The sequence below is a fragment of the Paraburkholderia acidiphila genome (assembly GCF_009789655.1).
In the GTDB taxonomy this organism is placed as follows: domain Bacteria; phylum Pseudomonadota; class Gammaproteobacteria; order Burkholderiales; family Burkholderiaceae; genus Paraburkholderia; species Paraburkholderia acidiphila.
Genome location: NZ_CP046912.1, coordinates 766707 through 792251 on the forward strand (window position 1 = coordinate 766707; position 25545 = coordinate 792251).

The window sequence follows — 25545 nt, forward strand, 5'->3', positions numbered from 1 at the left end:
TGTCGCGGGTTTCATCGTCGCGGGTCTCATCGTCGTCATGCGCGCTCGCTCCGTGGCCACGTCAATAGGCCGAATAAGGGACGACCGGCCGCGGCGGGAACGGCACCGGCCCCTTCTGCGGCGAGAAGAAGTAGCGCATGTACAGCACGCCCACGTTCGGCGCGTAGTCGCGCGAGCGGTCGATCGAAAAGCGGCCGCCCACCACGAAGTGCTCCGTCACGCGGTATTCGAGCGCCGCTTCGATCGTATAGCTGAAGCCGCCGCCCGAGCCGCCGCCGAAATACGGCGAGCCGAGATCGTTGGCGCTCATGAACGCAACCGCCTGGGCCTGCAGGCCTGCCCGCGTGGGGTAGAACGGCGACTGGTTTTCATTCGTGAAGGACATGCCCACCGATCCGTCGATCTCCCACGAAAGCTTCTTGTAACGGCCGGTCCAGTCGAGCGGAATGCCGATCGAAAAATAGCTCTGCGGGCTGTAATAACCGCCGTTACCGAACGTGTAGTTGTGCTCGTTCTTCGAGTACTTCCAGTAGTTGAGGATCAGGCCGCTCGAGAAGATCTGGTCGGGCCGCCTGAACACGGACCAGTCGTAGCCGCTGCGCACCTTGAACTCCTGGTTGGTCTCGACGTTGGTGCCGGTCAGGAGTCCGAAACCGATGCTCGTGAAGATCGTGCCGGGCCCGAAGTCCTTCGCGCCGCGCACGGTGAAGCCGTTGCGCACCACGCCGCCCCACTTCTCGCCAGTCACCGGATCGATGCCGCCCGCGTACGAAACCAGGCTGGCGGTCACGGGCCGGCGCGAGACGTCGAGCGAGAGCGACGAACTGTTCTGGAAGTCGTGGCGGTACTGAATGCCGCCCAGCACGCTCGTGATCGGAAAGCCCACCGGCGTGCTGCCGATGTCGGCGCGCCAGCTGTTGTTCGCACCGCTGAACTCGTAGCCCGCCGCGAGCGCGACGCCCGTCGCGGTTTCGTTGATGTTGCCGAGTCCGGCGTTGCCGAGCGCCGCGATCTTGCCGTACTTGTACGCGGTGTCGAGGTCGCCGCCGGGCAGCGTGCCGGCGTTCAGGTAGACCGTGTCGGCATGGAAGAAGTAGTGGCCCGTGTAGCCGTCTGGAATGCGGACGTACAGCGGAACCTCGGTGGCGTGCAGTTCGGAAATGCCAGGGTCGCCCGAAAGATTCGACTGATACCAGCCGGTCGCGACCTGCCCCTGCTTGCGGTCTTCCAGGCTCTGCAGCGCGCGGCCGGCCGATGTCGTGCCGTCGGCGTCCGGCTGCGTGCCTTCGGCCTCTTCCTGCGTGCGCGAGGTCCGATAGAGGCTCGCGGCCTCGTTGTAGTTGCCGCGCGCCTGCGCCACGCGCCCCGCCTGGATCGTGATGTCCGGGTTGTCCGGATACTGCTCGCGCAACGGATCGACGACGGCGGAAGCCTCGTCGTTCAGCCCGAGCGCGGTGAAGCGCCGCGCCACGGCAAGGCGCGTGTCGATGTCGTTCTCCGCGGTGTCGGCCAGCACTGCGCGCACCATGTCGGCGGCCTCCCGGTCTCGGCCCATGCGCTCCAGCATACGCGCAACCGCGAGGCGTGCATCGGCGTCGTCGGGTTGCGTGGCCAGCACCTTCTGCGCCGAGGCCATCGCGCCCTTGTAGTCGCCCTTCGCGTCGAGCAGATCCACCTCTTCGAGCAGCCAGCGCCGGTTCGACTTGAGGCGGTCGGGCACGGCGTCGAGCGTGTGGCGCGCGGCCGTGAGGTCGCCCGCTTCGATCTGCCGGTCGGTCTCGCGCACCGCAAGGCGGAGTTCCTGGTCGTCGAGACTGGCCAGCTGCTCCTCGGTGATGCCGGGCTGATCGCGCGTCGCGTCGATCCAGTTCGCCCATGCGTCGTCGCGGTTGGCCGCCGCCAGCAGCTCGCCGTAGCGTACCCGCGCGCCATTGGCCGCCGGGTCGTCGGGGTGCGCAGCGAGCCAGTCCTGCACGAGCTTCAGGCCCCGGTCCGGCTCGCCGATCGCGATCCACTCGCGCCCGACCGTGGCGAGCATCTGCGGATCGTTGGCCGCGTTAGCGTCGGCGGCGGCGGAGTCGAGCAGTGCGCGCGCTTCGTCTTCCTTGCCCTGGGCGATGAGCTGGCGGGCCTGCGCGATCTTCTTCTGCGCGGCGAGATTGCCCATCAGCTCGCGCATGCCCTCGCTGCGCTCGGCCTCGGGCACGGCATCGAGCTGCGCGGCGGCCGCATCGATGTCGTCCACGGAATTCAGGTAGAGCGCCGTGGCGTAACGCATGTCGGGCGCCTGCGAGACTTTCAGGCCGTCCTCCATGACCTGGCGGCCCAGTGCGGGCAGGCCCAGATCGCGGTACTGGCGCGCGAGCGTGAAGCGCGTCCAGGCGTCGTCGGGCGTGAGGCGCACGGCCTCCTCGAGCTTCGCGATGGCCGGGCTCTTGCGGTTATCCGCGAGCAACTGGTCGGCCTGGATCGTGAGCAACTCGGCGTGCAGGCGCTTGAGCTCCGCCGTCGAACCGCTCACGCGCGGCGTCGTGGCGGCGATCAGCGGTTCGATCTCGTTTTCGCGATGCGTTTCGCGCAGCACCGTGACGAGGCCGCGCAGCGCGTCCATGTCGGGTTTGGGGGCGTTCACGAGCGGGCGCAACACGGCTTCGGCCTCGGGCCACTTCCTTTGCGCGATGAGCGCGCTGCCGAGAATGTCGCTGGCGGTCGTGTTGCCCGGATCGAGCTTGAGCGCCTCGCGCGCGAGCGTTTCGGCTTCTGCCGGTTTGCCTTGCGAATTGGCGTCGCGCGCCTTGGCAATGGTGCCCCAGATGGTGGCCGTCTTTTCGAGGCTGCGCCACTTGCCGGCGTTGTCCGGGTCGAGCTTTTCGGCGCGCGCGAACAGTTCGCGCGCCTCGTCGTGGCGGCCTTCGCGCAGCCGCACGAGGCCGAGCGCGCCGATGGTCTCGCCGTCGTTGGGGTTCGCGCGCTGCGCGCTTTGCAGCGAGGTTTCGGCGTCCTTGAGATCGCCGCGGTCGAGTTGGGCGAGGCCGCGCGCGCGGTCGGCGGCGCCGGGTCCGGGACGGGCGCGGGCCTGGGTCGAAGCGGCGCTCGTTCCGGTGGCGCGCGAGGGCGCGGGCGCGGTGACGACGGCCTTCGGGTTCTGCGCCTCGGCAAGCGCCTGCGCCTGGCCCTTCGCGCCGAGTTTCTTGCCGAGATCGGCGACGGTCTGCTGCGCGTCGGTGTCGTCGGGCACTTCCTGCAAATAGCGCAAATACCACACGTAATACGCGGGATCGTCGTGCCCGGCGCTGCCGAGCGCGCGCCGCCACAGTTCGAGCGCGAGCGCGCGGTTGCTGTCCTGGCGCTGGTACACGCGATAAATGAGGTTGAGGCCTTCCATGCGCGTGTCGGTGCGGTCGGTGAGCAAGTCGCCGAGGATCAGCGCGAGGCGCGGATCGTTCGGATTCTGCTTCACGCGCGTGCGCAATTCGCTGATCGCCTGCGCGCGGCCCGCGGTCGTGCCGGCCAGGATGCGGTAGTAATCGCGCGCGAGATCGCCTGCGGGCGCGCCGTTCGGAAACAGCTTGAGCAGGCGCGCGGAGGCTTCGTCGCTCTTGCCCGCAGCCGAAAGCAGGCGGATCTGGGCCATCTCCATCTTGTCGGTCGTGGCGACGCGGTAGGCGTCGTCGAGCTCCTTCGTCGCGCTCGCGTTCGGGGCGATCTTCTTGAGTTGCGCGAGGATCTTCGCGGCTTCGGCCGGGCGGTTCGAGCGCAGTTCGATTTCGCCGAGCAATGCGAGCGCGTCGGGCTGCTTCGGGTCGAACAGCAGCGCTTTTTGCACGAGGCCGCGCGCGACGTCCGGACGGTTCTTGCCTTCCCACATGCGCGCGGCCGAGAGCAGTTGCGCGGCCTGGGCGGCTGGCGTGGCGGCGTTGGCCGCTGGCTGCGGGGCGGTCTGCGCCGAAGCAAGATACGGCGAGGCCGCGACGAACAGCGCGACGAGCGGGGCGATGTTAGGCAACAAGCGGCTCGGCGGCGTGCCGGGACTGGCGACGTCCGGCCACGCGCTCGCAGCCAGGCGCCGCGCCTCACGGCGCGCGCTGCGCACACGGGCGGCGCGGCGGGCAGACGCGAGGGCGTTCAGCGCGGCGTGGGGCATGCGCTCGTCCATGCGGGGGCAACGCGGCCTTGCGCGTCGAAATGGTAGAGGCCGTCGAGGTAACCAAGCCCGAACAGCATCAGCACACTGCTGTAGTAGCCGGGCGGCGACTTCTGCGCGAGCGTGCGGCTGCGCTCGGCCTGGGCGTTCGCGAGATCGCTGCGGCCAAGCGCCGCCAGATACGGCGCGACCGCGGCGGAAAAGCCGCCGTTGCCCGCGTTCGGCCCCGCTGTGCCCGTGGTCGTGTCGACGCGCTCGGGTGGAAAACCCTGCGCGCCGACAAAGTCCGCGAGCGGCTTGAAGGTGGCGAGCGTGCTCGTGCGCAGCGGGTCGTCGCCCGCGAGCATGCCGGCCCACAGATACACGCGAATCGCGTTGTAGGCGCTTTCGGCGTGCGTTTGCGCGTCGGGGCCGAAGCCGCCTTTCGCGTGATATTCCACCCAGTCGGGCGAGTAGCCCTTGGGCGCGGTCTCGTTGACGAGCCTTGCCGAGGAAGCCAGCAGCGCCTTCCATTCTGTCGCTTGCGGCAGCGCGAGCATGAAGCGCCGCATGACCTGGAGCGGCACGTAGCTCGGGTTCAGGCGCCAGCCGTCCTTGCCGATCGTGAAACCGACCGGCCCGGGCAGCACCGTGCGCCCGAGACCCGGCAGGACGGCGGTTTCCTCGCGCACGATGTTGCGGGCCATGATCGTGCCGAGCGCGGTGTAGCGGCGCTCGTTCCAGAGGCGCCCGGCTTCGAGCAGCGTGTAGGCGATCCAGAGGTCGGCGTCGCTGGCGGGGTTGCTGTCGATGACGCCCCACTGGGGCTCGCCGGCGTGCGCGGCGCTGGCCGCCACGGGAGCGGAAGCGCCCGAATCCGCGAGTGGCTTGCCATCATCGCCGATATCGCGCCGCCCCCAGATCCATGCGGGCAGATGCGAGGCGAGGTCGCCCTGCGCGAGATTGTTTTCGGTCCACGTGAGGACCTTGTCGAAGCTCGCCCGGTCGTTTGCGACCAGCGCGAAGAAAAGTGCGTAGGACTGCCCTTCGGAAACGGTGATCTGGCGAGGCGTGCTTGCGTCGATCACGCGGCCATCGGCGCTCAGCAGCGTGCTGCGGAACGTGGTCCAGGCGGGCCACGCGCAGGCGGCGGGGCCGGCGGACTTTGCGGGAGCGGTGCCGGTGCCTGGCCCGGCGGGCGCAGCAGCGTGCGCCGCGGCAGCCGGCATCAGCAAGGTCAGCGCCGCGAGTGTCCCGAGTCGTGCGAGCGGCCCGAGCGGCGCGCAGGCGAGCGCGCCGGCCGCGAGCCAGCGCACGAGCCGGGGCGCAAGCCGTGGCGCCGGAGCGGGCGCGAGCGTAGCCAAACCCGGGCGCATGGTCAGGTCCCGGAGCGGCGGGTAGCCATGCGGCCGAGCGCCCAGAACACGGTGAGCGCAACGATCAGCCCGGCCAGAATGCCCGCGAGCGCCATCAGCGACGGGTAGCGCGAGATAAACACCCAGGCGCGCGCATACCACGGCAGATCGCCGACGAAATAGCGTTCGCCCACGCGCAGGCCCTCGACCTGGTTGTAGCGCACGAGTGTGAGGTCGCCGTGCATCTGCGCGACCTTGCCGCTGTCCTGGAGCGCGTCGAGCACGTCGCCGAGCTGTGCCGACGAGGTGGTGGCGAGCGCCACCACGCTCCTGCCCGACTTCAGCGGCGACTCGAAGCCGATCAGCGCCGCCATGGGTCCGCCGAGCGTGACGATCGAGCGCCCTGACGGCGTCGGGTCCTCGTCTTCGGTGCCGCCAAGCCAGCCGGGCCAGCCGGAGCGCTGGTCACGCGTGGTCACCTCGGTCCTGCCGCGCTCGATGAGAAGCGGCAGGTCCTTGCCCCACTTTTCGAGCAACTGCGCGCCGGAGCCCACGCCGAGCACGAGCAGGTCGCTGTTGCGCACGGTGTCGACCTGGCTTGCCGGCACGATCGTCAGACGCAACGAGGGCAGGCCGGTCCACTGGCCCATGTGGCCGAGCAACGTGAGCACGGCTTCCTGATCCTTGGTGTCGGGATCGTCCGGAATCACGAGGGCCGTTTCGGAGAGGTCGGCCATGCGCGTGAACGGGTAACCGCTGTTCGCGAAGTAGGCGAGATTGGGCAGCGCCGTGTAGTGCGCGAAGCCGCTGAAGTCGACGACCGAGTCGGGGTCGACGGCCGCGCGCGCGACATCGGTGGCGGTGGACGTGCATAGCCCCGTTTTCTGCGAATCGATATGAAACTGGAACTGGAACTGGTTATCGCTGCCCACGCGGAACGCGGGAATTTCCAGATTGGTCGCGGCGCGCGTGTCCGATCCCGAGAGCAGCGGCACGTTGATGCGCGCTTCGTCGGAAGCTCGCGTGACGGGCCGCAAACGCTGCGAACGCACGAGCTGATCGTTGATGTTCACGTTGAGCACCGAGTCGTTCCACGCGGAAGGCGCCGTGTAGCGATAGCGGATGTCGAGCGGCACGTTGCCCCGCGCCCACGCGTAGAGGTCGGCGGGCACGCGCATGTTCACGCGGATCGCCGGTGGGTTGTAGCCCGACACCTGGAGCTGCTGCGGGTCGGTCACCAGCTCGCGGAACAGCACGGGGCGGTCGGTGGGCACCCAGTTCGGCGCGTCGTAAGGCTTGCGCTCCGGGCCGAGATCGATCGACTTCACCATCACGCTGCTGCCCGCCATGCCGGCCTGCCCGAGCGCGAGCGCGTAGGCGGCGTTCTGGAGTTCCTCGGGCGTGCGGCCCGCGAGCACGAGCAGCTTGCGGCCCGCCTGCGGGTCGGCGGCGGGGTTCGCCATGACCGAGATCGTGGGGCCCTTGATCTCCGGCAGCTTGAGCCCTTCGGGCACCTGGCCTGGCAGCACGAGCGCGATCGCGTTGGCGTCGGGCGGCACCGTGCGCGTGACCGGGAAGCGCGAGCCGCGATAGCTCGCGAGCGCGCCGAGCCAGGACGAGACGACGCCCGCCGCCCGCAGCACCGGCACGCCCGCGTTGGCGGCAAGCACGAAGGGCACGCGCACGAGGCGGTTGTCGTGGCGGTCGAAGAACGGCACGGGCAGCAGCGCGAGACTATCCGGCAGGACGATGCCCGCCGTGTTGAGCGTGAGCGACGTCTCGGGACTCACGTCGGCCCAGAGGCTCGAATGATAGGCATCCTCGCAATGATCGAGCGTGTAGTGCGCGATCATCTGCACGGTGATGCGGTTGTAGTCGGTGAAGAGGCGCGGATCGAGATCGATCTCGCTCGTCACCTGCTGGCCGGCCGTTTCCTTCACGAGCGGAATCGTTGCGACGACTTCACCGTTCACAAACACCCTGAGATGCGAAAGCGACCAGATCAGCGAGGGCGAGTAGGTGTAGACAAGCTTGAGCTTGGCGCCGGTCACCACTTCGTCCGTGCGCACGTCGACGCTCATGCCGCCGGTCGGATCGAGCCCACGCAGCGCGATCGGCCCGTACACACCCATCTGGCGCAGCGTGAACGTGCGCGTGCGCGGCTCGCCGAGCGGCGCCGACGCGGCAGGCTCGGGAATGACGGCGCCGGGGGCCGTCTGGATGACAACGGGCCCGGTCACGGCGGCGGAAGCCGCTGCCGGCGCGGAAGCGGGAACGGCGCTTGCTTCGGTCGCTGCCGCCTTGGTGGTCTGCGTAGCCGCGATAGCCGATTTGTCCACCGCGAAGAGGCTCGCCCCCAGCAGCAATCCGGCGACGAGCGCGCCCAGCCCAACTTGAACGGATAGTCGCATCGCAACAGCCCTTTGTTTTCTTCGCAGTGGCTGTCTTTATCCTGTAAAGACAGCGACCAAGGAGATTGGCGGCGTCGCGCCGCCAATCGTTATCTTGAAACGGCGTCAATGTGGGTGGAGTGTAGCGGAGAGCCGAGGATCGTGCCCTATGAATGCGCCTGTTTATGCCTGTTGCGTAACGCGCGCAGATGACACTCTGGCGCGGCCTCGCGGCCGATTTGACAGTTGCGCGCGTGGGCTGGGCCGATGGCTTGGCGCGCTTGACAATTCCTGAACGCGCTACAAAGGGCAGCGGCGTTGCGAATGTGCAACGCATGCGTTTGCCGTCGCGCTTTGAACCCGCTTTTAAAACCGCCTTTTCGATCAGGATTCCGAAGTGATAAGGTGCGAGCGGATGCGGTACTCTTGGCAGCGTGATCCAGACGGGGAGCAAGACGATGAACGAGCAAACGTGGCAAGCCGTGGACGACTGGTTTTGCGAACGGCTGATCGGCGCCGACGACGCACTCGACGGCGCGCTCGCGGCAAGCGCCAAGGCGGGCCTTCGCGCAATCAACGTGGCGCCGAATCAAGGCAAGTTTCTGCACCTGCTCGCGCGCATTCAGGGCGCGCGGCGCATCCTCGAAATCGGCACGCTGGGCGGGTATAGCGCGATCTGGCTCGGGCGTGCGCTGCCCGACGACGGTTCGATGGTGTCGCTCGAATTCAGCCCGGAAAACGCCGCCGTCGCGCGCGCCAACATCGCGCGGGCGGGGCTCGAAGCGAAGGTCAAGGTCGTGACGGGTCTTGCACTCGAATCGCTCGACGCACTCATCGCGCAAGGCGAGGCGCCGTTCGACTTCGTGTTTATCGACGCGGACAAGAGCAACAATCCGAACTACCTTGAACGCGTGTTGAAGCTATCGCGTCCCGGTACGGTGATCGTGGCCGATAACGTGGTGCGTGAAGGGCGCGTGGCCGATCCCGCGCATCACGAGGACGATGCGGTCGGCTTGCGGCGCTACTTCGACATGCTGGCGCACGAGAAACGGCTGGAGACGACGGCCGTGCAGACGGTGGGAAGCAAGGGCTGGGATGGGTTTGCGATTACGGTGGTGGGCAGATAGCAAACATGAGCATGAGGTGCCCACAGGCATGCGGTAAAAGCAAAAAGGGCCTGGCAGATGAACTGCCGGGCCCTTTCTTCATATGGCTACACGCGCACGCTTGCCGGTCAGAAGTCCGTCGTCATCGAGAACAACACGGTACGCGGCGCGCCCATCGTCAGATAGCCGCCGTTGGTCGACGACCAGTACGCCTTGTTCGCGAGGTTGTACACATTGGCGCGGAACGTAGTCGGACGTCCGAACACGTTCGTCGAATAGCGCGCACCGATATCCACCGTGTCCCACGCCTTGATCGACATGGTGTTGGCCGCATCGAAATACTGCGGGCCCGTATGCGTCCAGCGCGCCGAAAGCGTGAGGCCTTGAACCCAGGGCACGTCGTATTCGGCGCCCAGGTTGAGCAGGAAGCTCGGCACGCCCACGGGCGTCTTGCCGTCGGTCGAACCCCCGTCGGTGTCGAGCTGCACGGCGTTGATATACGTTGCGCCTGCAATCAGACGCACGCCCTTGTACACCTCTCCGAACACCGACGCCTCCACGCCGCGATGGCGCTCGTTGCCGTTGGCGACATACACGCCCGCGCTATTGGTGTACGTCTGCGGCTTTTCGAGCTGGAACAGCGCGAGCTGCGCGCCGTACTTGCCGTTGTCGTACTTCGCACCCACTTCATACTGCTTCGTGCGTTCCGGCGCGAGCTGGTCGCCGTAGTTCACCGAGCCTTGAGGGGCAATGCCGCCTGCCGAAAGCGACTCGCTGCGGTTCGCATAGATCGACACGTTCTCCCACGGCTTGACGACGAGGCCGAAGAGCGGCGTGGTGATCGAGTCGTTGTAGTTCGACGTTTGCAGCAGCGTGGACGACGAGTAGCCGTTCGACAGAATCTCCTGGTGACGCACGCCTACCGTGAACAGCACGCGGTCATGGAAGAAGCCGAGCGTGTCCGAGGCGGAGACGCTGCGCAGCAGGTTCAGCGCCGTGATCGGCGGGTTGCCGTCCATGCCGGCCTGGTATGCCGTCGCGGGATACGGCACCTGGACGGTGTTGTAGAGGCTCGTCGGGAACGAATTGGACAGAGTCCAGCCCGACTGCGTTTCCACGCGCACGATCGAGGCGCCCGCGGTCACGAAGTGGCTTACCGGCCCGGTATTGAAGTGGCCGCGCACGCCCGTTTCCGCCGAAGTCGCGCCTTCCTTGCGCACGACGCCGAGGCGCGAGCCGGTCGTATCGGTGGGATCGGTGTAGTAGGGCGAGAAGTATTCGCCGTGCTCGTTCGTGTGGCGCACGCCGCCCGTCACATACGCCGTCCAGCCGGGCAGGAAGTCGTACTCGGCGCGCAGGATGCCGACGGTGTCTTCCGCGTCGCTGTAGGCCCACGTCTGCGAGTAGTTGTAGCTTGCCGAGGGCACCGCCGGGATCTCGTCGCCCTCGACGTAGACGACCGGGCGGCCATTCGACACGTGCTGGCGCTGGTAGAGGAAGTCGCCCTCGAGACGCAGCTTGTCGCCGCGCCAGTCGAGCGTCACGGCCGTTTGATTGTTGCGGCGGTTTTCGCCGTCGATACTCGTTTCGCCGTCGCGGTTCGACTGGTTCACGCGAATGCCGAACTGGTCGTTGTCGCCGAAGCGGCGGCCCACGTCGATATGCGTGCCGAACTCGCCCGATGCGCTGCCTTCGAGCGTTACGCGCGTGAGCGGCTTGTCGTCGGCGCGTTTCAGTTGCAAGTTCACGCTGCCGCCAATCGCGCTGCCGTTGGGCGAGGCGCCGTTCACGAACGCACTCGCGCCCTTGAAGATGTCCACGCGCTCGAGCGCGGCGGTCTCGACGAGCTGGCGCGGCGTGATGCCGTAGAGGCCGTTGAGCGAGACGTCGTCGCTGTCGAGCGTGAAGCCGCGAATAACGTAGACCTCCTGGAAGTTGCCGTAGCCATAGGCCGTGCGCACAGCAGGATCGTTCGAGAGCACGTCGCCGATGGTGCGCGCCTGCTGGTCTTCGATCAGCTTCGCCGTGTACGTCGCCATGCTGAAGGGCATGTCGATGTTCTTCTGCGAGCCGAACACGCCGAAGTCGCCGCCACGCGCCACCTGACCGCCGCCGAAGGTCGGCTGCAGGTCGCCCGGCAGCGTTTCCTGGGCCGCTTGCACCTTCACGGTGGGCAGCGTGGCGTTCTTTGCGTCACCGCTTGCGGCGGCGTCGCTCGCTGCGGCGGGCGTAGCGGCCGCTTGCGCAAACGCGGCGGCGGGCAGGCTGAAGGCAACGGCGATGGCGGCGAGGATGGCAGCGCGGGAAGTCGGGAAACGCGAAGGCAAGTTGAAAGGCGAGGGCAAACGTGATGCGGACATAAAAAGGGTTCGTAGCAAGGTAGCGCTGGCGCCCCGTGATGCCTTGGTGCTGCGCTCAGGCTCCGGGCGAATGGTTATGCTTTGCCGGTCAGACAGGGCTCGCGGAGCTGGCCCCATGAACGGCCCGGAAAAGTATGCGGATTGTATTGCAAATGAGAATGCTTGTTATTTAAATATTGCTGTCAATAGGTGTATTCAGCGTTTACGCAACAATTTCAGTGTTTCGCATTCGATGTGGGCGCAACGAAAGGTTCGAAAATTTCGGGGTCGTAAGACTTGTCTACGCGTGTGCCTGCAGCCAACGTTGCGCGCACAACCAATGCGGCACGTGGTCCTGACTGCCGCATGGGCAAAACCCGCTCCGGTCCGTTCGCGAGATGGTTTTTTTGCGGCGCCGATAAACAGATTCGATGCCTTTAGGTAGTCCTTTCGTTGGTTCGCGAGGCGCGCCCAAACCTACAATGGGGCTTCGTGACGATCGACGTCTGGTGAACCGGAAATGACTGAAAAATCGATGCTCGTGGTGAGCGCACACAGCGCGGATTTCGTATGGCGCGCGGGTGGCGCGATTGCCCTGCACAGGAAGAACGGCTATCGCGTGAAAGTGGTGTGCCTCTCGTTTGGCGAGCGCGGCGAGTCGGCGAAGCTCTGGCGCAAAGGCCCCGACATGACCATCGAGAAGGTGAAGGCCGCGCGCCGCGAAGAGGCGCTCGCCGCCGCCGACATTCTGGGCGCGGAGTGCGAGTTCTTCGATCTGGGGGACTATCCCCTGCGGGTTTCCGATGAAGCGCTTCTGCGCCTCGTCGACGTCTATCGCGACGTGCAACCGGCCTTCGTGCTGAGCCACTCGCAGAAGGACCCATACAACTTCGATCATCCGCTCGCCATGCACGTGGCGCAGGAAGCGCGCATCATCGCGCAGGCCGAAGGCCACAATCCGGGGCAGAAGATCGTCGGCGCGCCGCCGGTCTACGCGTTCGAACCGCACCAGACCGAGCAGTGCGAATGGATTCCGAACACCTTCCTCGACATCACCGAAGTGTGGGACGTGAAGCGCCGCGCCATTGAGTGCATGGCGGGCCAGGAACACCTTTGGGAGTACTACACGCGCGTCGCGCAGCAGCGCGGCGTGCAGGCCAAGCGCAACATCGGCATTACGGCGAAGCGCGATATTCAATACGCGGAAGGCTATATGCGCCTGACGCCCGCAGTCGTGGGAGATCTGTCATGAAACGCGGTGTAGTCGTCACCCAGATTCCGCGCGCCGACGCGCGCCACATCGAAATCCTCAAGGAAGCCGGCACGGCCACCGTGCACGAGGCGCAAAGCCGACTCGGCCTGCTGGCCACGTATTTGCGGCCCATCTATTCGGGCGCTGCGATTGCGGGCTCGGCCGTGACCGTGCTCATGCCGCCCTCGGACAACTGGATGCTGCACGTGGCCGTGGAGCAGTGCCGCGAAGGCGACGTACTCGTGGCCGCGCCTACTTCGCCCTGCGAAGATGGCTACTTCGGCGAACTGCTCGCTACGTCGCTGGCGGCGCGCGGCGTGCGCGGGCTCATCATCGACGCGGGTTGCCGCGACGTGCGCGCACTGAAGGCGATGGACTTCCCGGTGTGGTCGAAGGCCGTATCGGCGCAAGGGACGGTGAAGGAAACGCTCGGCTCGGTGAACGTGCCCGTGGTGTGCGCGCAGCAGATCGTGCATCCGGGCGACGTGATCGTGGCCGACGACGACGGCGTGGTCGTGGTGCCGTTCGCCACGGTTGCGAAGGTCGTGGAAGCCACGCAGGCACGCCTCGCCAAGGAAGAGAAAACGCGCGCGGTGCTCGCGAGCGGTACGCTCGGCCTCGACTACTACGGCATGCGCGAGCGCCTGGCCGAAAAGGGCCTGCGCTACGTCGACTCACCGGCAGACGCTTGAGTCCGCTGCGCACGACGTACAACTGCAAAAACGAAAACGAGCGCAGCAAGGGCGCTCGTTTTACTTCGTGCCTACATCAGGCATTGCGTCAAAGAATGCGCTCCAACGCCTTGGCGAGCCGGTCGACCGCGCCTTCGACGTCATGCAGTTTTTCCAGACCGAATAATCCAATGCGGAAAGTCTTGAAGTCTTCGGGCTCGTCGCACATCAAGGGAACGCCGGCCGCGATCTGCAAGCCGGCATCGGCGAACTTCTTGCCGGATCGTATGCCGTCGTCGTCGGAGTAGCTGACCACGACGCCCGGCGCATCAAACCCTTCGGCCGCCACGCTTCTGAAACCCTTGCTAACCAGCAGCGAACGAACGCGCTTGCCGAGTTCGCGCTGTTCCGCCATCACCTTGTCGAAGCCGTAAGCCTCGGTTTCCTTGATCACGTCGCGCAGCGTCGCGAGACTGTCGGTTGGCATCGTGGCGTGGTAAGCGAAGCCGCCGTTCTCGTAGGCTTCCATGATCTGCAGCCACTTGCGAAGATCGCAGGCAAAGCTGGTGCTGGTCGTTGCATCGATGCGTTCGCGGGCGAGCGCGTTAAGCATGACCAGTGCGCAGCAGGGCGAAGCGCTCCAACCTTTTTGCGGCGCGCTGATCAGGATGTCGACGCCGCTCGCCTCCATGTCGACCCAGACCGTACCGGAGGCGATGCAATCGAGTACGAACATGCCGCCTACGGCATGCACAGCATCGGCCACCGCGCGCAAATACGCGTCGGGCAGCATCATCCCGGACGCGGTTTCGACATGCGGCGCGAAGACGAGATCGGGCTTGTTTTCCTTGATCGCTGCGACGACTTCTTCGATGGGCGGCGGTGCATAGGCGGCCTGCCTTCCCTGTTCGACCGGGCGCGCCTTCAGCACGATCGATTCAGACGGGATGCTGCCCATGTCGAAGATCTGCGACCAGCGGAAACTGAACCAGCCGTTACGGATGACAAGGCATTTCTTGTTCGTCGCGAACTGGCGCGCAACGGCTTCCATGCCGAAGGTCCCGCTGCCCGGCACAACGACGACCGATTTCGCGTTGTAGACTTTTTTCAGCGAGGCGGAGATATCTCGCATGACGCCTTGAAAGCGCTGCGACATGTGATTGATCGAGCGGTCGGTGTAAACCACTGAATATTCGAGGAGTCCCTCGCGGTCGACATTGGGAAGTAAACCTGGCACGCTCGCCTCCGATAAAGGATGAACACTGTGAGCAGTATTGGCGTTTCGCTACTGCTGCAACAATGCAAATAAGTTTTTTGCCGCGACGGAAATAGATTCTAACGAAAGGCGTCTGGAGCCTGGGGCATATTTGATGGGCTGGTTGGCGCAAGTACGAAGCTTCGCCTCACCCGTTGAGATGCTGCAATGCGGTAGAGTCGATATCGGCCTTACGTGCGCGCGGGCGGCTGCGGATTGTTCGCAGGGTTCGTATCGAACCGGATCACGTTTTCAATGCCCACCTGGTCAGCAAGGGCGGAAAAACGCGCATACAGCGCGTCGGTGGTTTCGCTGTCGTAGACCGCTTCACCGCGTACGTAGACCGTAAACGACTTCAGGTACTTGGCCTTTTTCCCGGGATTGCCGATTGTGTCTTTCGTCCATTGATACAACGGATAACGCTCGCGTCCCTCACGTTCTGCTTCTTCGACATAACCGGCGAATGCGTCGAACTGACACTTCAATGCGGCGTTGTACTCGCGCAGGACCGCTTCGAGCAAATCGCGCCCTTCATAGAGGCTGCCCGTCCGCAGCGCGTCGGCCAACGCGGGTGCGACGGTGATACGGACCTGGAATTGCCACGTTTCCGCCATGCATGCCTCCTCTCATCCTGCGCGCCGCCCCTCCACCACACGCGTTGCGGGCGCAACCTCCATCACCGCGAGCCGGATCGCGTCGATCAGTGCGCGCGCCGCGGGCGAAGGCGAGCCCTGCGCGCGCAGCGTGAGCCCGATATCGCGGCGCGTGTGCTGCAACGGCACGTCGAGGATCACCAACTGGCCCGACTCGATTTCGTAATGCAACTGCTGCGCCGAGAGCGCCGTGATCATGTCCGTGCCGAGCAGCAGCCCGCGAATCACGGCGAGATCGGCGGTTTCGACGGTAGGCAGGGGCGGCTTGAGCTTCACGCGGCGGAACTGCGCTTCGAGCAGCCCGCGCGAGGGCGAATGCGTGCGCGAAAGAATCCACTGAGCGTCACGCAGATCGTTCAGCGTGAGGCCATGTTTTTTCGCCAGTGGATGGTCATGCCGCGCGAGCACGACCATGTCCTCCGACATCAGCCTCTCGTTGCCAAGTCCGCTTGCCGCGTCGTTTTCGCGCAGCGCGCCGAGCACGAAATCCACGTCGCCCGCGCGCAGGCCCGCCACGAGCAGTTCATAAGCGCTTTCGTCGGTCACGACGCGCACGCCCGGATGCTGAGCGGAAAGACGCGCGATCGCGGCCGGCAGGATCAGCGTGCGGCCCAACGGCAGCGCGCCCACCGTCACCGAGCCCTGGATGTTGCCGTGCAGCGCCGCGATATCGTCGGGCACGTGGCGCAGTTCGTTGAGCGCGCGCCGCACGTGCAGCAGGAAGGTCTCGCCTTCAGCCGTGAGCAGCACGCCGCGCGGCCCGCGATGGAAGAGCGTGACGCCCGAGCCGCTTTCGAGCACGCGCATGGCACTGCTCACGGCGGGCTGGCTGATGCCGAATGCATTGGCCGTGCTCGGCATATGGCGGTGCCGCGCGAGGGCGACGAATAGCTGCAGCCGCCGTGTGTTGAGCAGATACGCGGGCAGCGTGCCTTCGCTCAACGCGCGCCGGCGCGCCTGGCGCGCGGCGCACCACTGCGCGAGCTCCTCCAGTTCGCCAAAAATGCGCGCGCAGCGCTCGAGCACCACGCGGCCCACGGCCGTGGGCAGCATGCCCGAAGGCTTGCGCTCGAAGAGCGGCGCGCCGAGCGCCGTCTCCAGTTCCTGCACCGAGCGCGTGACGGCCGATTGCGCGCGATACAGGGCCGAAGCGGCGCGCGTGGCGCTGCCGGTGTCGGCAACGAGGCGAAAGGCGCGCAGATGCGCGAGGTTCAGGAGTTCAGGCTGGCTCACGGCTCGACCATGTCGTTTTGGATGGGATACATGCCGTGTCTCATGCGGCACCAGCAGCGGCACCCGCGGCGGCAACCGCGCTCAGATGCAGGCGGTCGACCGAGAGATTGAGGCTCTCCTTCGAAATATGCGTGTGCTCTTTCATCAGTGCCTCGACGCGCGCGCCTTCGCCGTTCACGAGCGCGCCGACGATCGCATGATGCTGGCGGTGCGCATACGAGAGCATCATGAACTGGCGCTGCTGGGCCGTTTTGTCGAACACCACCGTGCCCGGCGAGACGAAAGGAATCTTGTCATTGAGCCCGAGCGCAGCGCTCACCGCGAGATTGTGCGCCGCTTCCACAATGAGTGCGTGGAAGCGGCCGTTCATCGCGGCGTAGCGCGTTTCCGCTTCGCTGTCGAGCACGCCGGCCGCGAAAATCGCGTCGCCTTCGCGCAGGCAGTCTTCGAGTGCGCGCGCGAGCGCCGCATCCACGCCACGCTCGGCAACCGTTCGTGCCGCGAGTCCTTCAAGCACGCCGCGCACGTCAATGGCGTTGAGCACGTCGGTCACCGAAAAGCGCCGCACGGTGTAGCCGCGCGCGCCCGAGCGCTCGACGAGGCCTTCGGTGGCGAGCACACTGAGCGCGTAGCGCAGCGGCGTGCGCGAAATACCGAGGCGCTCCGCGAGCTGGGCTTCGACGAGCCGTTCGCCGGGCGCAAGTTCGCCGGCCAGGATGCGCGTGCGCAGCGCCTGCACGATGGTTTGCTGGGTTGTCCCGTTCATGTCATGCGTGAATCGCAACGGGCGAGGCGCGCGGCGTATGGCGCGCGTGGCCCTTGCGAGTTCGTTCTTTTGATATCTGTTTGGTTTATGAGGGCGTTGGCCGAGTGGGTCTGCCGCACTTCCCGCAACACCATTTCAGGATACCAAAAACCGTTACGGCGCGCGGGTTTGAGCGATCGGCCGAGTGTGCGCAAGCGCTCAAAAGCCCTGAATTCACGAGGAAAATGGGAAAATTCGTGGTTAACCCTTGCTTACGATTTGGACGGCTTTTTTGTAATTTCGTATCCCAATTGATGGATCGAAGGCGTCTGCCGACGTATCCGGTCCAGCGCGGCGCGAATGCGCCGCATGAACAGCAGCAGAGGGCAAGATCATGGCAAGAATAGTGGGCGGCATCGGCACATCGCACGTGCCGACAATCGGCATGGCATACGACAAGGGCAAGCAGAACGAACCCGCGTGGGCGCCGCTCTTCCAGGGGTACGAACCGGTGGCGCAGTGGCTCGCCGAGCGCAAGCCGGACGCGCTCGTGATGTTCTACAACGACCACGCCAACAGTTTCTTCTTCGACTGCTACCCGACCTTCGCGCTGGGCGTTTCCGCCAATCACGAGTTCGCCGATGAAGGCGCGGGCAAGCGAGCGCTGCCGGACATCGCGGGTCACCCCGATCTCGCAATCCATATTGCCGAGCAACTCGTGAACGACGAGTTCGACCTCACGATCTTCCAGGACAAGCCGCTCGACCACGGCTGCAACTCGCCGCTTTCGCTCATGCTGCCGCACGAAGGCGGCTGGCCCGCGGCGCTGGTGCCGATCCAGGTGAACGTGCTCCAGTATCCGCTGCCGACCGCCAACCGCTGCTACCGGATCGGCCAGGCGCTGCGCCGCGCGATCGAATCGTTCGAGCAGGACCTCGATGTCGTGGTGGTGGGCACGGGCGGCCTTTCGCACCAGGTACACGGCGAGCGCAGCGGCTACAACAACACCGAATGGGACATGGAGTTCCTCGACCTGATCGTGAGCGACCCGGAGCGCCTCGCGCGCATGAAGCACGTGGACTACGTGCGCCTTGGCGGCGCGGAAAGCGTGGAGACGATCATGTGGCTCGCCATGCGCGGGGCGCTGGGCGGCAAGATCCGTGAAGTGCATCGCAACTACTATCTCGCGACCAGCACGGCGATGGCGGTCACGGTGTACGAAGAAGAGGGCCAGCAATGAATCCGCAACTGGTTGGCATCGAGGAGCTGACGGGCACGTACCCGTTCGACATTCGCCAGAGCATGAAGGCCATGCGGCTGAATCGTTTCTTCTGGGAAATGCGTTTGCCGCAGGCGCGCGAACTGTGGCTGAGCGACCGCAAGGCCGCCTACGACGCAGCCGCGCTCACCGCCGAGGAGCGCGCACTTGTCGACGCAACGGACTGGCTCGGCCTCATTCAATACGGCGTGTGCTTTTTCGTGCTGGAGAAGTTCGCGCGCGTGGTGAAGATCACGAATCTCGGCATGTACGCGAGCATGCGCGGCGAAACCCTCGAAGCGTTCCTGAAGACGCGCAAGGTGCCCGACGCGGTCTGAACGTTCGATTGACCGCTTGATCTCCCGATTCGCTTTTGCGCTCGAGCGGGCGTTTTGCCCACTCGAGCGCGATTGACCCGCGCGGCCCCTATGCTGCGCGCTCGCTCACGGCTCGCCTGATCTCGGGGTGGCGGGCCGGATAACCTTCGATGCTCGAATAAACAGGTTTGTTCAAAACAGGAGACTTGGAGAATGCAGGATCATAAGCAGTACAAAAAAATTGCATTGGCGATTACGGGGGCCATCGGCGTGATGGCATGCGCGGCACCGGCGTTCGCGCAAAGCAGCGTGACGCTCTACGGCATGATGGATACGGGCATTACCTACGTGAGCAACCAGGGCGGCAAGCACAACGTCAAAATGGACGACGGCGTGAACGGCCCGAACCTCTGGGGCATGACCGGCACGGAAGACCTGGGCGGCGGCACGAAGGCCTTCTTCCAGCTCGTCAACCAGTTCCAGGTGGACAACGGCGCCTTCATGCCGAACAAGAGCCTCTTTAGCCGTACGTCGATTCTGGGCCTGAGCAACGACAAGCTGGGCAAGCTCACGCTCGGTAATCAGTATGACTTCATGACGGACTCGCTGTATTTCGCGGGTAACGATCCGGCGGAACTCTCGGGCCACTTCTACGACTTCCGCGCGGGTCCGTTCCAGAAGCTCGCGCTGCCGAACAACCCGACAGGTGCGTTCGACTGGGACCGCATGGCGGGCGAAACCGTCAACAACTCCGTGAAGTATCTGTCGCCGACGTTCGGCGGTTTCAGCGCGGGTGCGATGTACAGCTTCGGCGGCGTGGCCGGTTCGATCGGCACGGGCAACGGCACGAGCTTCGCGCTGAACTACTCGGCACATGACTTCGGCGTAAATGCGGCCTATACGAACCTCAAGACGGTCGTGACGGGCGAGGGCGACGTGAGCGTGCGTAACTGGGGTATCGGCGCGCATTACCGCTTTGGCGGCTGGATCACGAATGCGCTCTTTACCACGGTGCATAACTCGGCCAACGGCGGCTCGGTGTATCAGGGCTCGGTGGGTGCGCACTACAACTTCACGCCTGCCTTGAGCGCCGGCGCGTCGTACATGTACATGAAGGGCAACGACGTGGTCGACAACAATCACGCCCACCAGGTCGCGGCGATCGTCGACTACGCGCTCTCCAAGCGCACCAGCGTGTACGTACTGGGCGTGTACCAGCGCGCCAGCTCGGGCGGTCTTGCCCAGATCAACGGCATGAACTCCTCGGACGGCGCTTCGAGCGGTCAGAGCCAGGCCGTTGCGCGCGTGGGCCTGCATACGCACTTCTGATGCACGTCTAGCTTCATCATCTCCGGTAGTTCTTTGACGCCGCCCGATCGCACGATCGAGCGGCGTTTTTTCATGTTGCGCATCCTTTCACGCAACGCACGCGAATTGGGCAAAATAACGCCAGTCGAAACAGCACTCGCGTGACGAGAAAGGAAGTGTCATGACGGACACAGTGGATTGCGTCGTGATCGGCGCGGGCGTAGTCGGTCTTGCGGTTGCGCGCGCGTGTGCGCAGCAAGGCTGGGAAACCGTCCTCGTCGAGGCGGAAAACGCCATCGGCACGGGCACCAGTTCGCGCAACAGCGAAGTGATACATGCGGGCATCTACTACCCGCAAGGCTCGCTCAAGGCGCGGCTGTGTGTGCAGGGCAAGCACAAGCTCTACGCGTATTGCGAAGAGAAGGGCGTGGAGTTCAGCCGCTGCGGCAAGTTCATCGTCGCGACGCACGAAGGGCAGCTCGACGCGCTGCGCGCGATTCGCGCGGCGGCGGCCGCCAATGGCGTGGACGACCTGCGCTGGCTCGAACGCGACGAGGCGCGCGCCATGGAGCCCGCGCTCAATTGCGTGGCGGCGCTCGAATCGCCCTCCACGGGCATTGTGGACAGCCACGGCTTGATGCTCGCGCTGCAGGGCGACTTCGAAGCGGCGGGCGGCATGCTCGCGTTCTGCTCGCCGGTCACGGGCGGCCGGATGACGCCGGGCCAGCCGACGCTGCTGAAGGTAGGCGGCGACGAGCCGATGGAATTGCTCGCCACGCGCGTGGTGAACAGCGCAGGCCTGTACGCGCAGCAGGTGGCGGCTTGCATCGAGGGCGTGCTGGCGCAATCGATCCCGCCGGGGCGCTACGCGAAAGGCAACTACTACTCGCTGACGGGCGCGGCGCCGTTTTCGCGGCTTATCTACCCCGTGCCGGAGGAAGGGGGCCTGGGCGTCCACCTGACGATCGACCTTGGCCGTCAGGCGCGCTTTGGCCCCGACGTGGAGTGGATCGACACGATCGACTACACCGTGGACCCGGGCCGCGCCGCGAAATTCTACGAGGCGATTCGCACATACTGGCCTGCGCTGCCTGACGACGCGCTGCAACCGGGTTATGCTGGCATCCGCCCGAAGCTGGCCGAGGGCAGGCACGGTGGCGACTTCGTGATCCAGGACGCGCGCGAGCACGGCGTGAGCGGGCTCGTGAACCTCTACGGCATCGAGTCGCCGGGGCTGACGGCTTCGCTCGCGATTGCGGACGAGGTGATCGAACGTCTAAACATGAACTGACTGCAGTCGCGAATTAACGCGAATCACAAGGAGAACAGGATGGTCTACGAGATGGCGCATATCACGGTGAGCGCAGGCAAGAACGCCGAATTCGAGGCGGCCGTTGCACAGGCGCTGCCGCTTTTTCACCGCGCGCGCGGCTGCCGCGCCGTGGAGCTGCAGCGCGGCGTGGAAGAGCCGAACCAGTACGTGCTCGTCGTGCAGTGGGATACCGTCGAGGATCACATGGTGCACTTTCGCGAATCGGATGACTTTCAGGAATGGCGGCGCCTCGTTGGTCCGTACTTCGAGAAGCCGCCGGTCGTGGGGCATACGCAGGTCGTGGTGAAGTAAGCGGCTGAGCGGCGGCCGGGTTGCGTTGCGGCGTTTACGCCTTGATATCAAACCCCTCCACATACCCCGCCGCATCTCCCCCGTCCCAAACGCGTCCATCGACGAACGGCGCGCTCGCCGCGTCGCCCGGCAGCGCGATCCCCATCGCTGCTGCCGCTTGCGCATACATCGCCGTCTGATTGAGCGCGGAAGCGATCTCGCGATAGTCGCTTCGCCGCGCGAGCATGCCCCATCGTTCGAACTGCGTAAGAAACCACACACCCTCCGACTCGTGCGGATAGTTCACGCGGCCTTCTTCGAAAAACTTCATGCCCGGCGTGCGCGATGTTGCTTGCGCTTCGAGCCGCGCCGCGATTAGCGCAGCGTCCACGTTCAGCATCTCCGGGCGCGCGAGCCACTGCGCAATCTCGCGCCGGTTGCCTTCGCCGTCCAGCCAGCGGCACGCTTCGAGCATCGTCTGCACGAGCGCGCGTGCCGTGTTCGGATAACGAGTCACGAAATCGCGCCTGCAGGCGAGCACTTTCTCGGGATGATCCGGCCAGATCGACCCGCTTGCGATGATCGTGCGCCCCACGCCGCGCTGCTCGGCGAGCCCCGGCCACGGCTCGCCCACGCACAGGCCGTCGAGGCGATCCTCTGCGAGCGCGGCCACCATCTGCGGCGGCGGGATCACCACGCTCTCGATGTCGCGCAGCGGATGCACACCTTGCGAAGCGAGCCAGTAGTAGAGCCACATCGCGTGCGTGCCCGTAGGGAAGGTCTGCGCGAAAACGGGCTTGCGCGCAAGCGTCGCGAGCGCGCGCGGCAGCGAGCCGTGTTCGGCGAGCGCATCCGCGAGACGGTTCGAGAGCGTGATCGCCTGGCCGTTGCGATTGAGCACCATCAGCACGGCCATGTCGGTTTGCGGGCCGCCCAGGCCGAGTTGCACGCCATACACGAGCCCGTAAAGCGAATGCGCGGCGTCGAGTTCGCCCGAAAGCAGCTTGTCGCGCAGTGCGGCCCACGAGGGCTGGCGCGAGAGCTCGAGCGTGAGGCCGTGCGCGTGGCCGAACTCGAGCAACTTCGCGGCGACGAGCGGCGCGGCATCGGCGAGCGGCACGAAGCCGATCTTCAGATGGGTTTTCTCGGGCGCTAAGCGCGTGTTGGTGGTGGCGTTCATGGTCGGTCCTGCACTTCGGCCGCCGCGACGATCTGGCGGGCGACTTCGGCGAGCTTCACGCTCTGGTTCATCGCGCGCTTGCGCAGCGCCGCGTAGGCGGCGGGCTCGGTCAGCTTCTGTTGCTCCATCAGGATGCGCTTGGCGCGGTCGATCAGCTTGCGTTCGGCCAGCTCGTTCTCCGCCTGCGTGAGACGCTCGCGCAACTGCGCTTCCTGGGCAAAGCGCGCGAGCGCGACTTCGAGGATCGGCGCAAGGCGCTCGCTCGCGAGCCCTTCCACGAGATAGGCGGTCACGCCCGCACCCACAGCCGAGCGGATGAGCTGCTGGTTGGCGTCGTGGCTGAACATCAGCACCGGACGCGGTGCGGTGGCGTTCATCACCGCCAGCTGTTCGAGCGTGTCGCGCGAGGGCGACTCGGTGTCGATGATGATGACGTCGGGCCGCTCGCGCTCGACGACGCGATGCAGCGCCTGCGGCGTCGCAGGCTCGGCGAGCATGTCGTAGCCGAGCTTGGCGAGCGCGTCGCGCAGGTCGCCGATAGGCTTGTCGGTGTCGGTTACGAGCAGTACGCGCAGCATGGGGAATCGGTGGTCGTCGGCATGATGTCTTCGACGGTTAATCGGTGCATTGTGCGCCATCGCTGGGCGCGTATAAGGGACCAGCAAAGTATGTGCCAGTTTGGCAAGCGGCCGGAGCGCCTTGCCGAACGGGGCATTGGGCGCGACACGGAGAGGCGCGGCGTTCAGCGCATTGTGCACCGCAGCAGTGCGAATGTCGCAGCAGCGCACCCAGTTGGCGCAGCGGTTGCGGACGGTGCACGAAATAATGCGGCAGGGGCGGCCTGCGATGGCGCTGCGCGCCCGGAGTCAGGGCCGCCAATCCCGGCTTTTGTGACGAAGATATTTCAACTATTCTTCCTAGCGCACGTAGTCGGCTCCACGATTCCCAGCGCCAGCATTCTCACGACAATTAACCGGCCAATGGACATGGAAGGACCTGCTTCCACCCACGCACAGCCCGCAAGTGCAACCGCAAGCCGGTCGTGGCTGCGCTGGCTGCCGGGCGTCGCGCTGTTCAAGACCTATCAACGCGCCTGGCTGCTCAACGATCTCGCCGCGGGACTGGTGCTGACCACGATGCTCGTGCCGGTCGGCATTGCCTACGCGGCGGCTTCCGGCGTGCCCGGCGTCTATGGCCTCTACGCGACGATCATTCCGCTGCTGGCCTATGCCATTTTCGGGCCCAGCCGCATTCTCGTGCTCGGCCCCGATTCCGCACTCGCTGCGCCCATACTCGCCGTGGTGGTTCAGGTGGCGGGCGGCGACCCCGCGCGCGCCATCGGCGTGGCGAGCATGATGGCGATCGTTTCCGGTCTCGTGTGCGTCGTCATGGGGGTCTTGCGTCTCGGCTTCATTACGGAGCTGCTGTCCAAGCCCATTCGATACGGCTACATGAACGGTATCGCGCTGGCCGTGCTCATTAGCCAGTTGCCCAAACTCTTCGGCATTTCCATCGACGAGCAGGGCCCGATGCGAGACCTGTTTAGCCTCGTCCAGGGCGTCGCGCGCGGTGCGGCCAACTGGTACACCTTTGCCGTGGGCGCGGGAAGCCTCGTGCTGATCCTGCTGCTCAAGCGCTTCGACAAAGTGCCCGGCATCCTGATCGCCGTGATCGTGGCCACGTTTTCGGTCAGTCTCTTCCACCTCGACAGCTACGGCGTAAAGGTGCTGGGCACCATTCCCCAAGGGTTGCCTGGGCTTTCGCTGCCTTGGGTCGCCAACGCGGACCTCGTCAAGATCGTTCTGGGCGGCGGCGCCGTCGCGTTGATCGCCTTCGCCGATACGAGCGTGCTTTCGCGCACCTATGCAGCGCGCTTTCATGCGCGCGTGGATCCCAATCAGGAGATGGTGGGCCTCGGCGTGGCCAACTTCGCGGCCGGCTTGTTCCAGGGATTTCCGATCAGCAGCAGCGCGTCGCGCACGCCGGTTGCCGAAGCCGCGGGCGCTCGCACGCAGCTCACCGGCGTGGTGGGCGCGCTCGCGGTCGCGGCGCTGCTCATGGTCGCGCCCAATCTGTTGCGCTATTTACCCAACAGCGCGCTGGCGGCCGTGGTGATCGCCGCCGCGCTCGGGCTGTTCGAAATCGCGGATCTCAAGCGCATCTACCGCATTCAGCAGTGGGAGTTCTGGCTATCCATCGGCTGCTTCGTGGCGGTCGCGGTGTTCGGGGCGATTCCCGGTATTGGCCTCGCCGTGTTGATCGCCGTGATCGAATTCCTATGGGACGGCTGGCGGCCCCACTTCGCGGTGCTCGGCCGCGTGGAAGGATTGCGCGGCTATCACGACATCGAGCGCTATCCCGAAGCCGTGCGCACGCCGGGGCTCGTGCTGTTTCGCTGGGACGCGCCGTTGTTCTTCGCGAATGCCGAGCTGTTTGCGCAACGCCTGATGGAGGCGGTGGAAGCGTCGCCCACACCGGTGCGCCGGGTCGTGGTGGCGGCGGAGCCGGTGACGAGCGTAGACGTGACGTCTGCCGACATGCTGCGCGAGCTGACCCAGGCGCTGCGCGAGCGCGGCATCGCGCTGCATTTTGCGGAGCTGAAAGACCCGGTGCGCGACAAGCTCAAGCGCTTCGATTTGCTCGAGGACATCGGCCCGGACCGCTTCGATCCAACCGTAAGCAGTGCTGTCGATCGCTATGTCGGCGAGGCCGGCCTCGCGAAGGACGAAGCCGGCTCGCAAGAGGGGCGCTAGTGCG

General features: G+C 65.6%; 20 protein-coding genes. 10 read left to right on the forward strand and 10 right to left on the reverse strand.

What is annotated here, in order from left to right; genetic code table 11:
* Nucleotides 1-61 precede the first annotated feature (61 nt).
* From FAZ97_RS33645 to bcsB, 3 genes are all read right to left on the reverse strand, one after another.
* Entirely contained in the window at nt 62-4144 is a 4083-nt protein-coding gene (locus FAZ97_RS33645; protein ID WP_158763057.1) for a cellulose synthase subunit BcsC-related outer membrane protein, read from the reverse strand.
* Nucleotides 4126-5352 (reverse strand): cellulose synthase complex periplasmic endoglucanase BcsZ, encoded by a 1227-nt coding sequence (gene bcsZ, locus FAZ97_RS33650; protein WP_158763396.1) that lies wholly within the window; start codon nt 5350-5352, stop codon nt 4126-4128. The genes FAZ97_RS33645 and bcsZ overlap by 19 nt, the downstream gene beginning before the upstream one ends.
* Nucleotides 5353-5501: 149 nt before the next feature.
* Nucleotides 5502-7889: a cellulose biosynthesis cyclic di-GMP-binding regulatory protein BcsB gene (gene bcsB / locus FAZ97_RS33655; protein ID WP_158763058.1), complete on the reverse strand. Its 2388-nt coding sequence runs from the start codon at nt 7887-7889 to the stop codon at nt 5502-5504.
* Nucleotides 7890-8077: 188 nt separating this feature from the next.
* Between bcsB and FAZ97_RS33660 the strand changes: the two genes are divergently transcribed.
* Nucleotides 8078-8269: a hypothetical protein gene (locus FAZ97_RS33660; RefSeq protein WP_158763059.1), complete on the forward strand. Its 192-nt coding sequence runs from the start codon at nt 8078-8080 to the stop codon at nt 8267-8269.
* 57 nt (nt 8270-8326) lie between these two features.
* Nucleotides 8327-8995: an O-methyltransferase gene (locus FAZ97_RS33665; RefSeq protein ID WP_158763060.1), complete on the forward strand. Its 669-nt coding sequence runs from the start codon at nt 8327-8329 to the stop codon at nt 8993-8995.
* 107 nt (nt 8996-9102) lie between these two features.
* Here FAZ97_RS33665 and FAZ97_RS33670 read toward each other — a convergent pair whose 3' ends face one another.
* Entirely contained in the window at nt 9103-11334 is a 2232-nt protein-coding gene (locus tag FAZ97_RS33670; protein WP_158763061.1) for a TonB-dependent receptor, read from the reverse strand.
* A gap of 499 nt (nt 11335-11833) precedes the next feature.
* Between FAZ97_RS33670 and FAZ97_RS33675 the strand changes: the two genes are divergently transcribed.
* Both FAZ97_RS33675 and FAZ97_RS33680 read left to right on the forward strand, forming a co-directional pair.
* Nucleotides 11834-12565 (forward strand): PIG-L deacetylase family protein, encoded by a 732-nt coding sequence (locus FAZ97_RS33675; RefSeq protein ID WP_158763062.1) that lies wholly within the window; start codon nt 11834-11836, stop codon nt 12563-12565.
* Complete coding sequence (locus FAZ97_RS33680; RefSeq protein WP_158763063.1) at nt 12562-13257, forward strand: 4-carboxy-4-hydroxy-2-oxoadipate aldolase/oxaloacetate decarboxylase; 696 nt, start codon at nt 12562-12564, stop codon at nt 13255-13257. Before FAZ97_RS33675 ends, FAZ97_RS33680 begins: the two co-directional genes overlap by 4 nt.
* A gap of 88 nt (nt 13258-13345) precedes the next feature.
* Here the strand turns inward: FAZ97_RS33680 and FAZ97_RS33685 are convergent, their stop codons facing one another.
* From FAZ97_RS33685 to FAZ97_RS33700, 4 genes are all read right to left on the reverse strand, one after another.
* On the reverse strand, nt 13346-14473 hold the full coding sequence (locus FAZ97_RS33685; protein ID WP_158763064.1) for an aminotransferase class V-fold PLP-dependent enzyme: 1128 nt from the start codon (nt 14471-14473) through the stop codon (nt 13346-13348).
* Between the two features lie 209 nt (nt 14474-14682).
* A complete protein-coding gene (locus FAZ97_RS33690; protein WP_158763065.1) occupies nt 14683-15105 on the reverse strand; it encodes a hypothetical protein in 423 nt (140 codons plus the stop codon).
* A gap of 12 nt (nt 15106-15117) precedes the next feature.
* Nucleotides 15118-16377 carry a LysR family transcriptional regulator gene (locus FAZ97_RS33695; protein ID WP_158763066.1) on the reverse strand — a complete coding sequence of 420 codons (1260 nt, stop codon included), beginning with the start codon at nt 16375-16377 and terminating at the stop codon, nt 15118-15120.
* Nucleotides 16378-16417: 40 nt separating this feature from the next.
* A complete protein-coding gene (locus FAZ97_RS33700; RefSeq protein ID WP_158763067.1) occupies nt 16418-17143 on the reverse strand; it encodes a GntR family transcriptional regulator in 726 nt (241 codons plus the stop codon).
* 373 nt (nt 17144-17516) lie between these two features.
* Between FAZ97_RS33700 and FAZ97_RS33705 the strand changes: the two genes are divergently transcribed.
* From FAZ97_RS33705 to FAZ97_RS33725, 5 genes are all read left to right on the forward strand, one after another.
* On the forward strand, nt 17517-18362 hold the full coding sequence (locus FAZ97_RS33705) for a gallate dioxygenase (protein WP_158763068.1): 846 nt from the start codon (nt 17517-17519) through the stop codon (nt 18360-18362).
* Nucleotides 18359-18718: a protocatechuate 3,4-dioxygenase gene (locus FAZ97_RS33710; RefSeq protein WP_158763069.1), complete on the forward strand. Its 360-nt coding sequence runs from the start codon at nt 18359-18361 to the stop codon at nt 18716-18718. The genes FAZ97_RS33705 and FAZ97_RS33710 overlap by 4 nt, the downstream gene beginning before the upstream one ends.
* 192 nt (nt 18719-18910) lie before the next feature.
* Nucleotides 18911-20026: a porin gene (locus FAZ97_RS33715; RefSeq protein ID WP_407671931.1), complete on the forward strand. Its 1116-nt coding sequence runs from the start codon at nt 18911-18913 to the stop codon at nt 20024-20026.
* 160 nt (nt 20027-20186) lie between these two features.
* Nucleotides 20187-21296, forward strand: coding sequence for an NAD(P)/FAD-dependent oxidoreductase (locus tag FAZ97_RS33720; RefSeq protein WP_158763070.1), 1110 nt, complete (start codon nt 20187-20189; stop codon nt 21294-21296).
* A gap of 39 nt (nt 21297-21335) precedes the next feature.
* Complete coding sequence (locus tag FAZ97_RS33725; protein ID WP_158763071.1) at nt 21336-21629, forward strand: antibiotic biosynthesis monooxygenase family protein; 294 nt, start codon at nt 21336-21338, stop codon at nt 21627-21629.
* Between the two features lie 34 nt (nt 21630-21663).
* Here the strand turns inward: FAZ97_RS33725 and FAZ97_RS33730 are convergent, their stop codons facing one another.
* Together FAZ97_RS33730 and FAZ97_RS33735 are read right to left on the reverse strand one after the other, a co-directional pair.
* The gene (locus FAZ97_RS33730) at nt 21664-22788 is read right to left on the reverse strand and encodes a CmpA/NrtA family ABC transporter substrate-binding protein (RefSeq protein ID WP_158763072.1); all 1125 of its coding nucleotides are present in this window, start codon (nt 22786-22788) and stop codon (nt 21664-21666) included.
* Entirely contained in the window at nt 22785-23366 is a 582-nt protein-coding gene (locus FAZ97_RS33735; RefSeq protein ID WP_158763073.1) for an ANTAR domain-containing response regulator, read from the reverse strand. Before FAZ97_RS33735 ends, FAZ97_RS33730 begins: the two co-directional genes overlap by 4 nt.
* Before the next feature lie 408 nt (nt 23367-23774).
* Here FAZ97_RS33735 and FAZ97_RS33740 point away from each other — a divergent pair, with 408 nt between their 5' ends.
* Nucleotides 23775-25541, forward strand: a complete 1767-nt coding sequence (locus FAZ97_RS33740) for a SulP family inorganic anion transporter (RefSeq protein WP_158763074.1) — start codon at nt 23775-23777, stop codon at nt 25539-25541.
* The last annotated feature ends 4 nt before the right edge of the window (nt 25542-25545 follow it).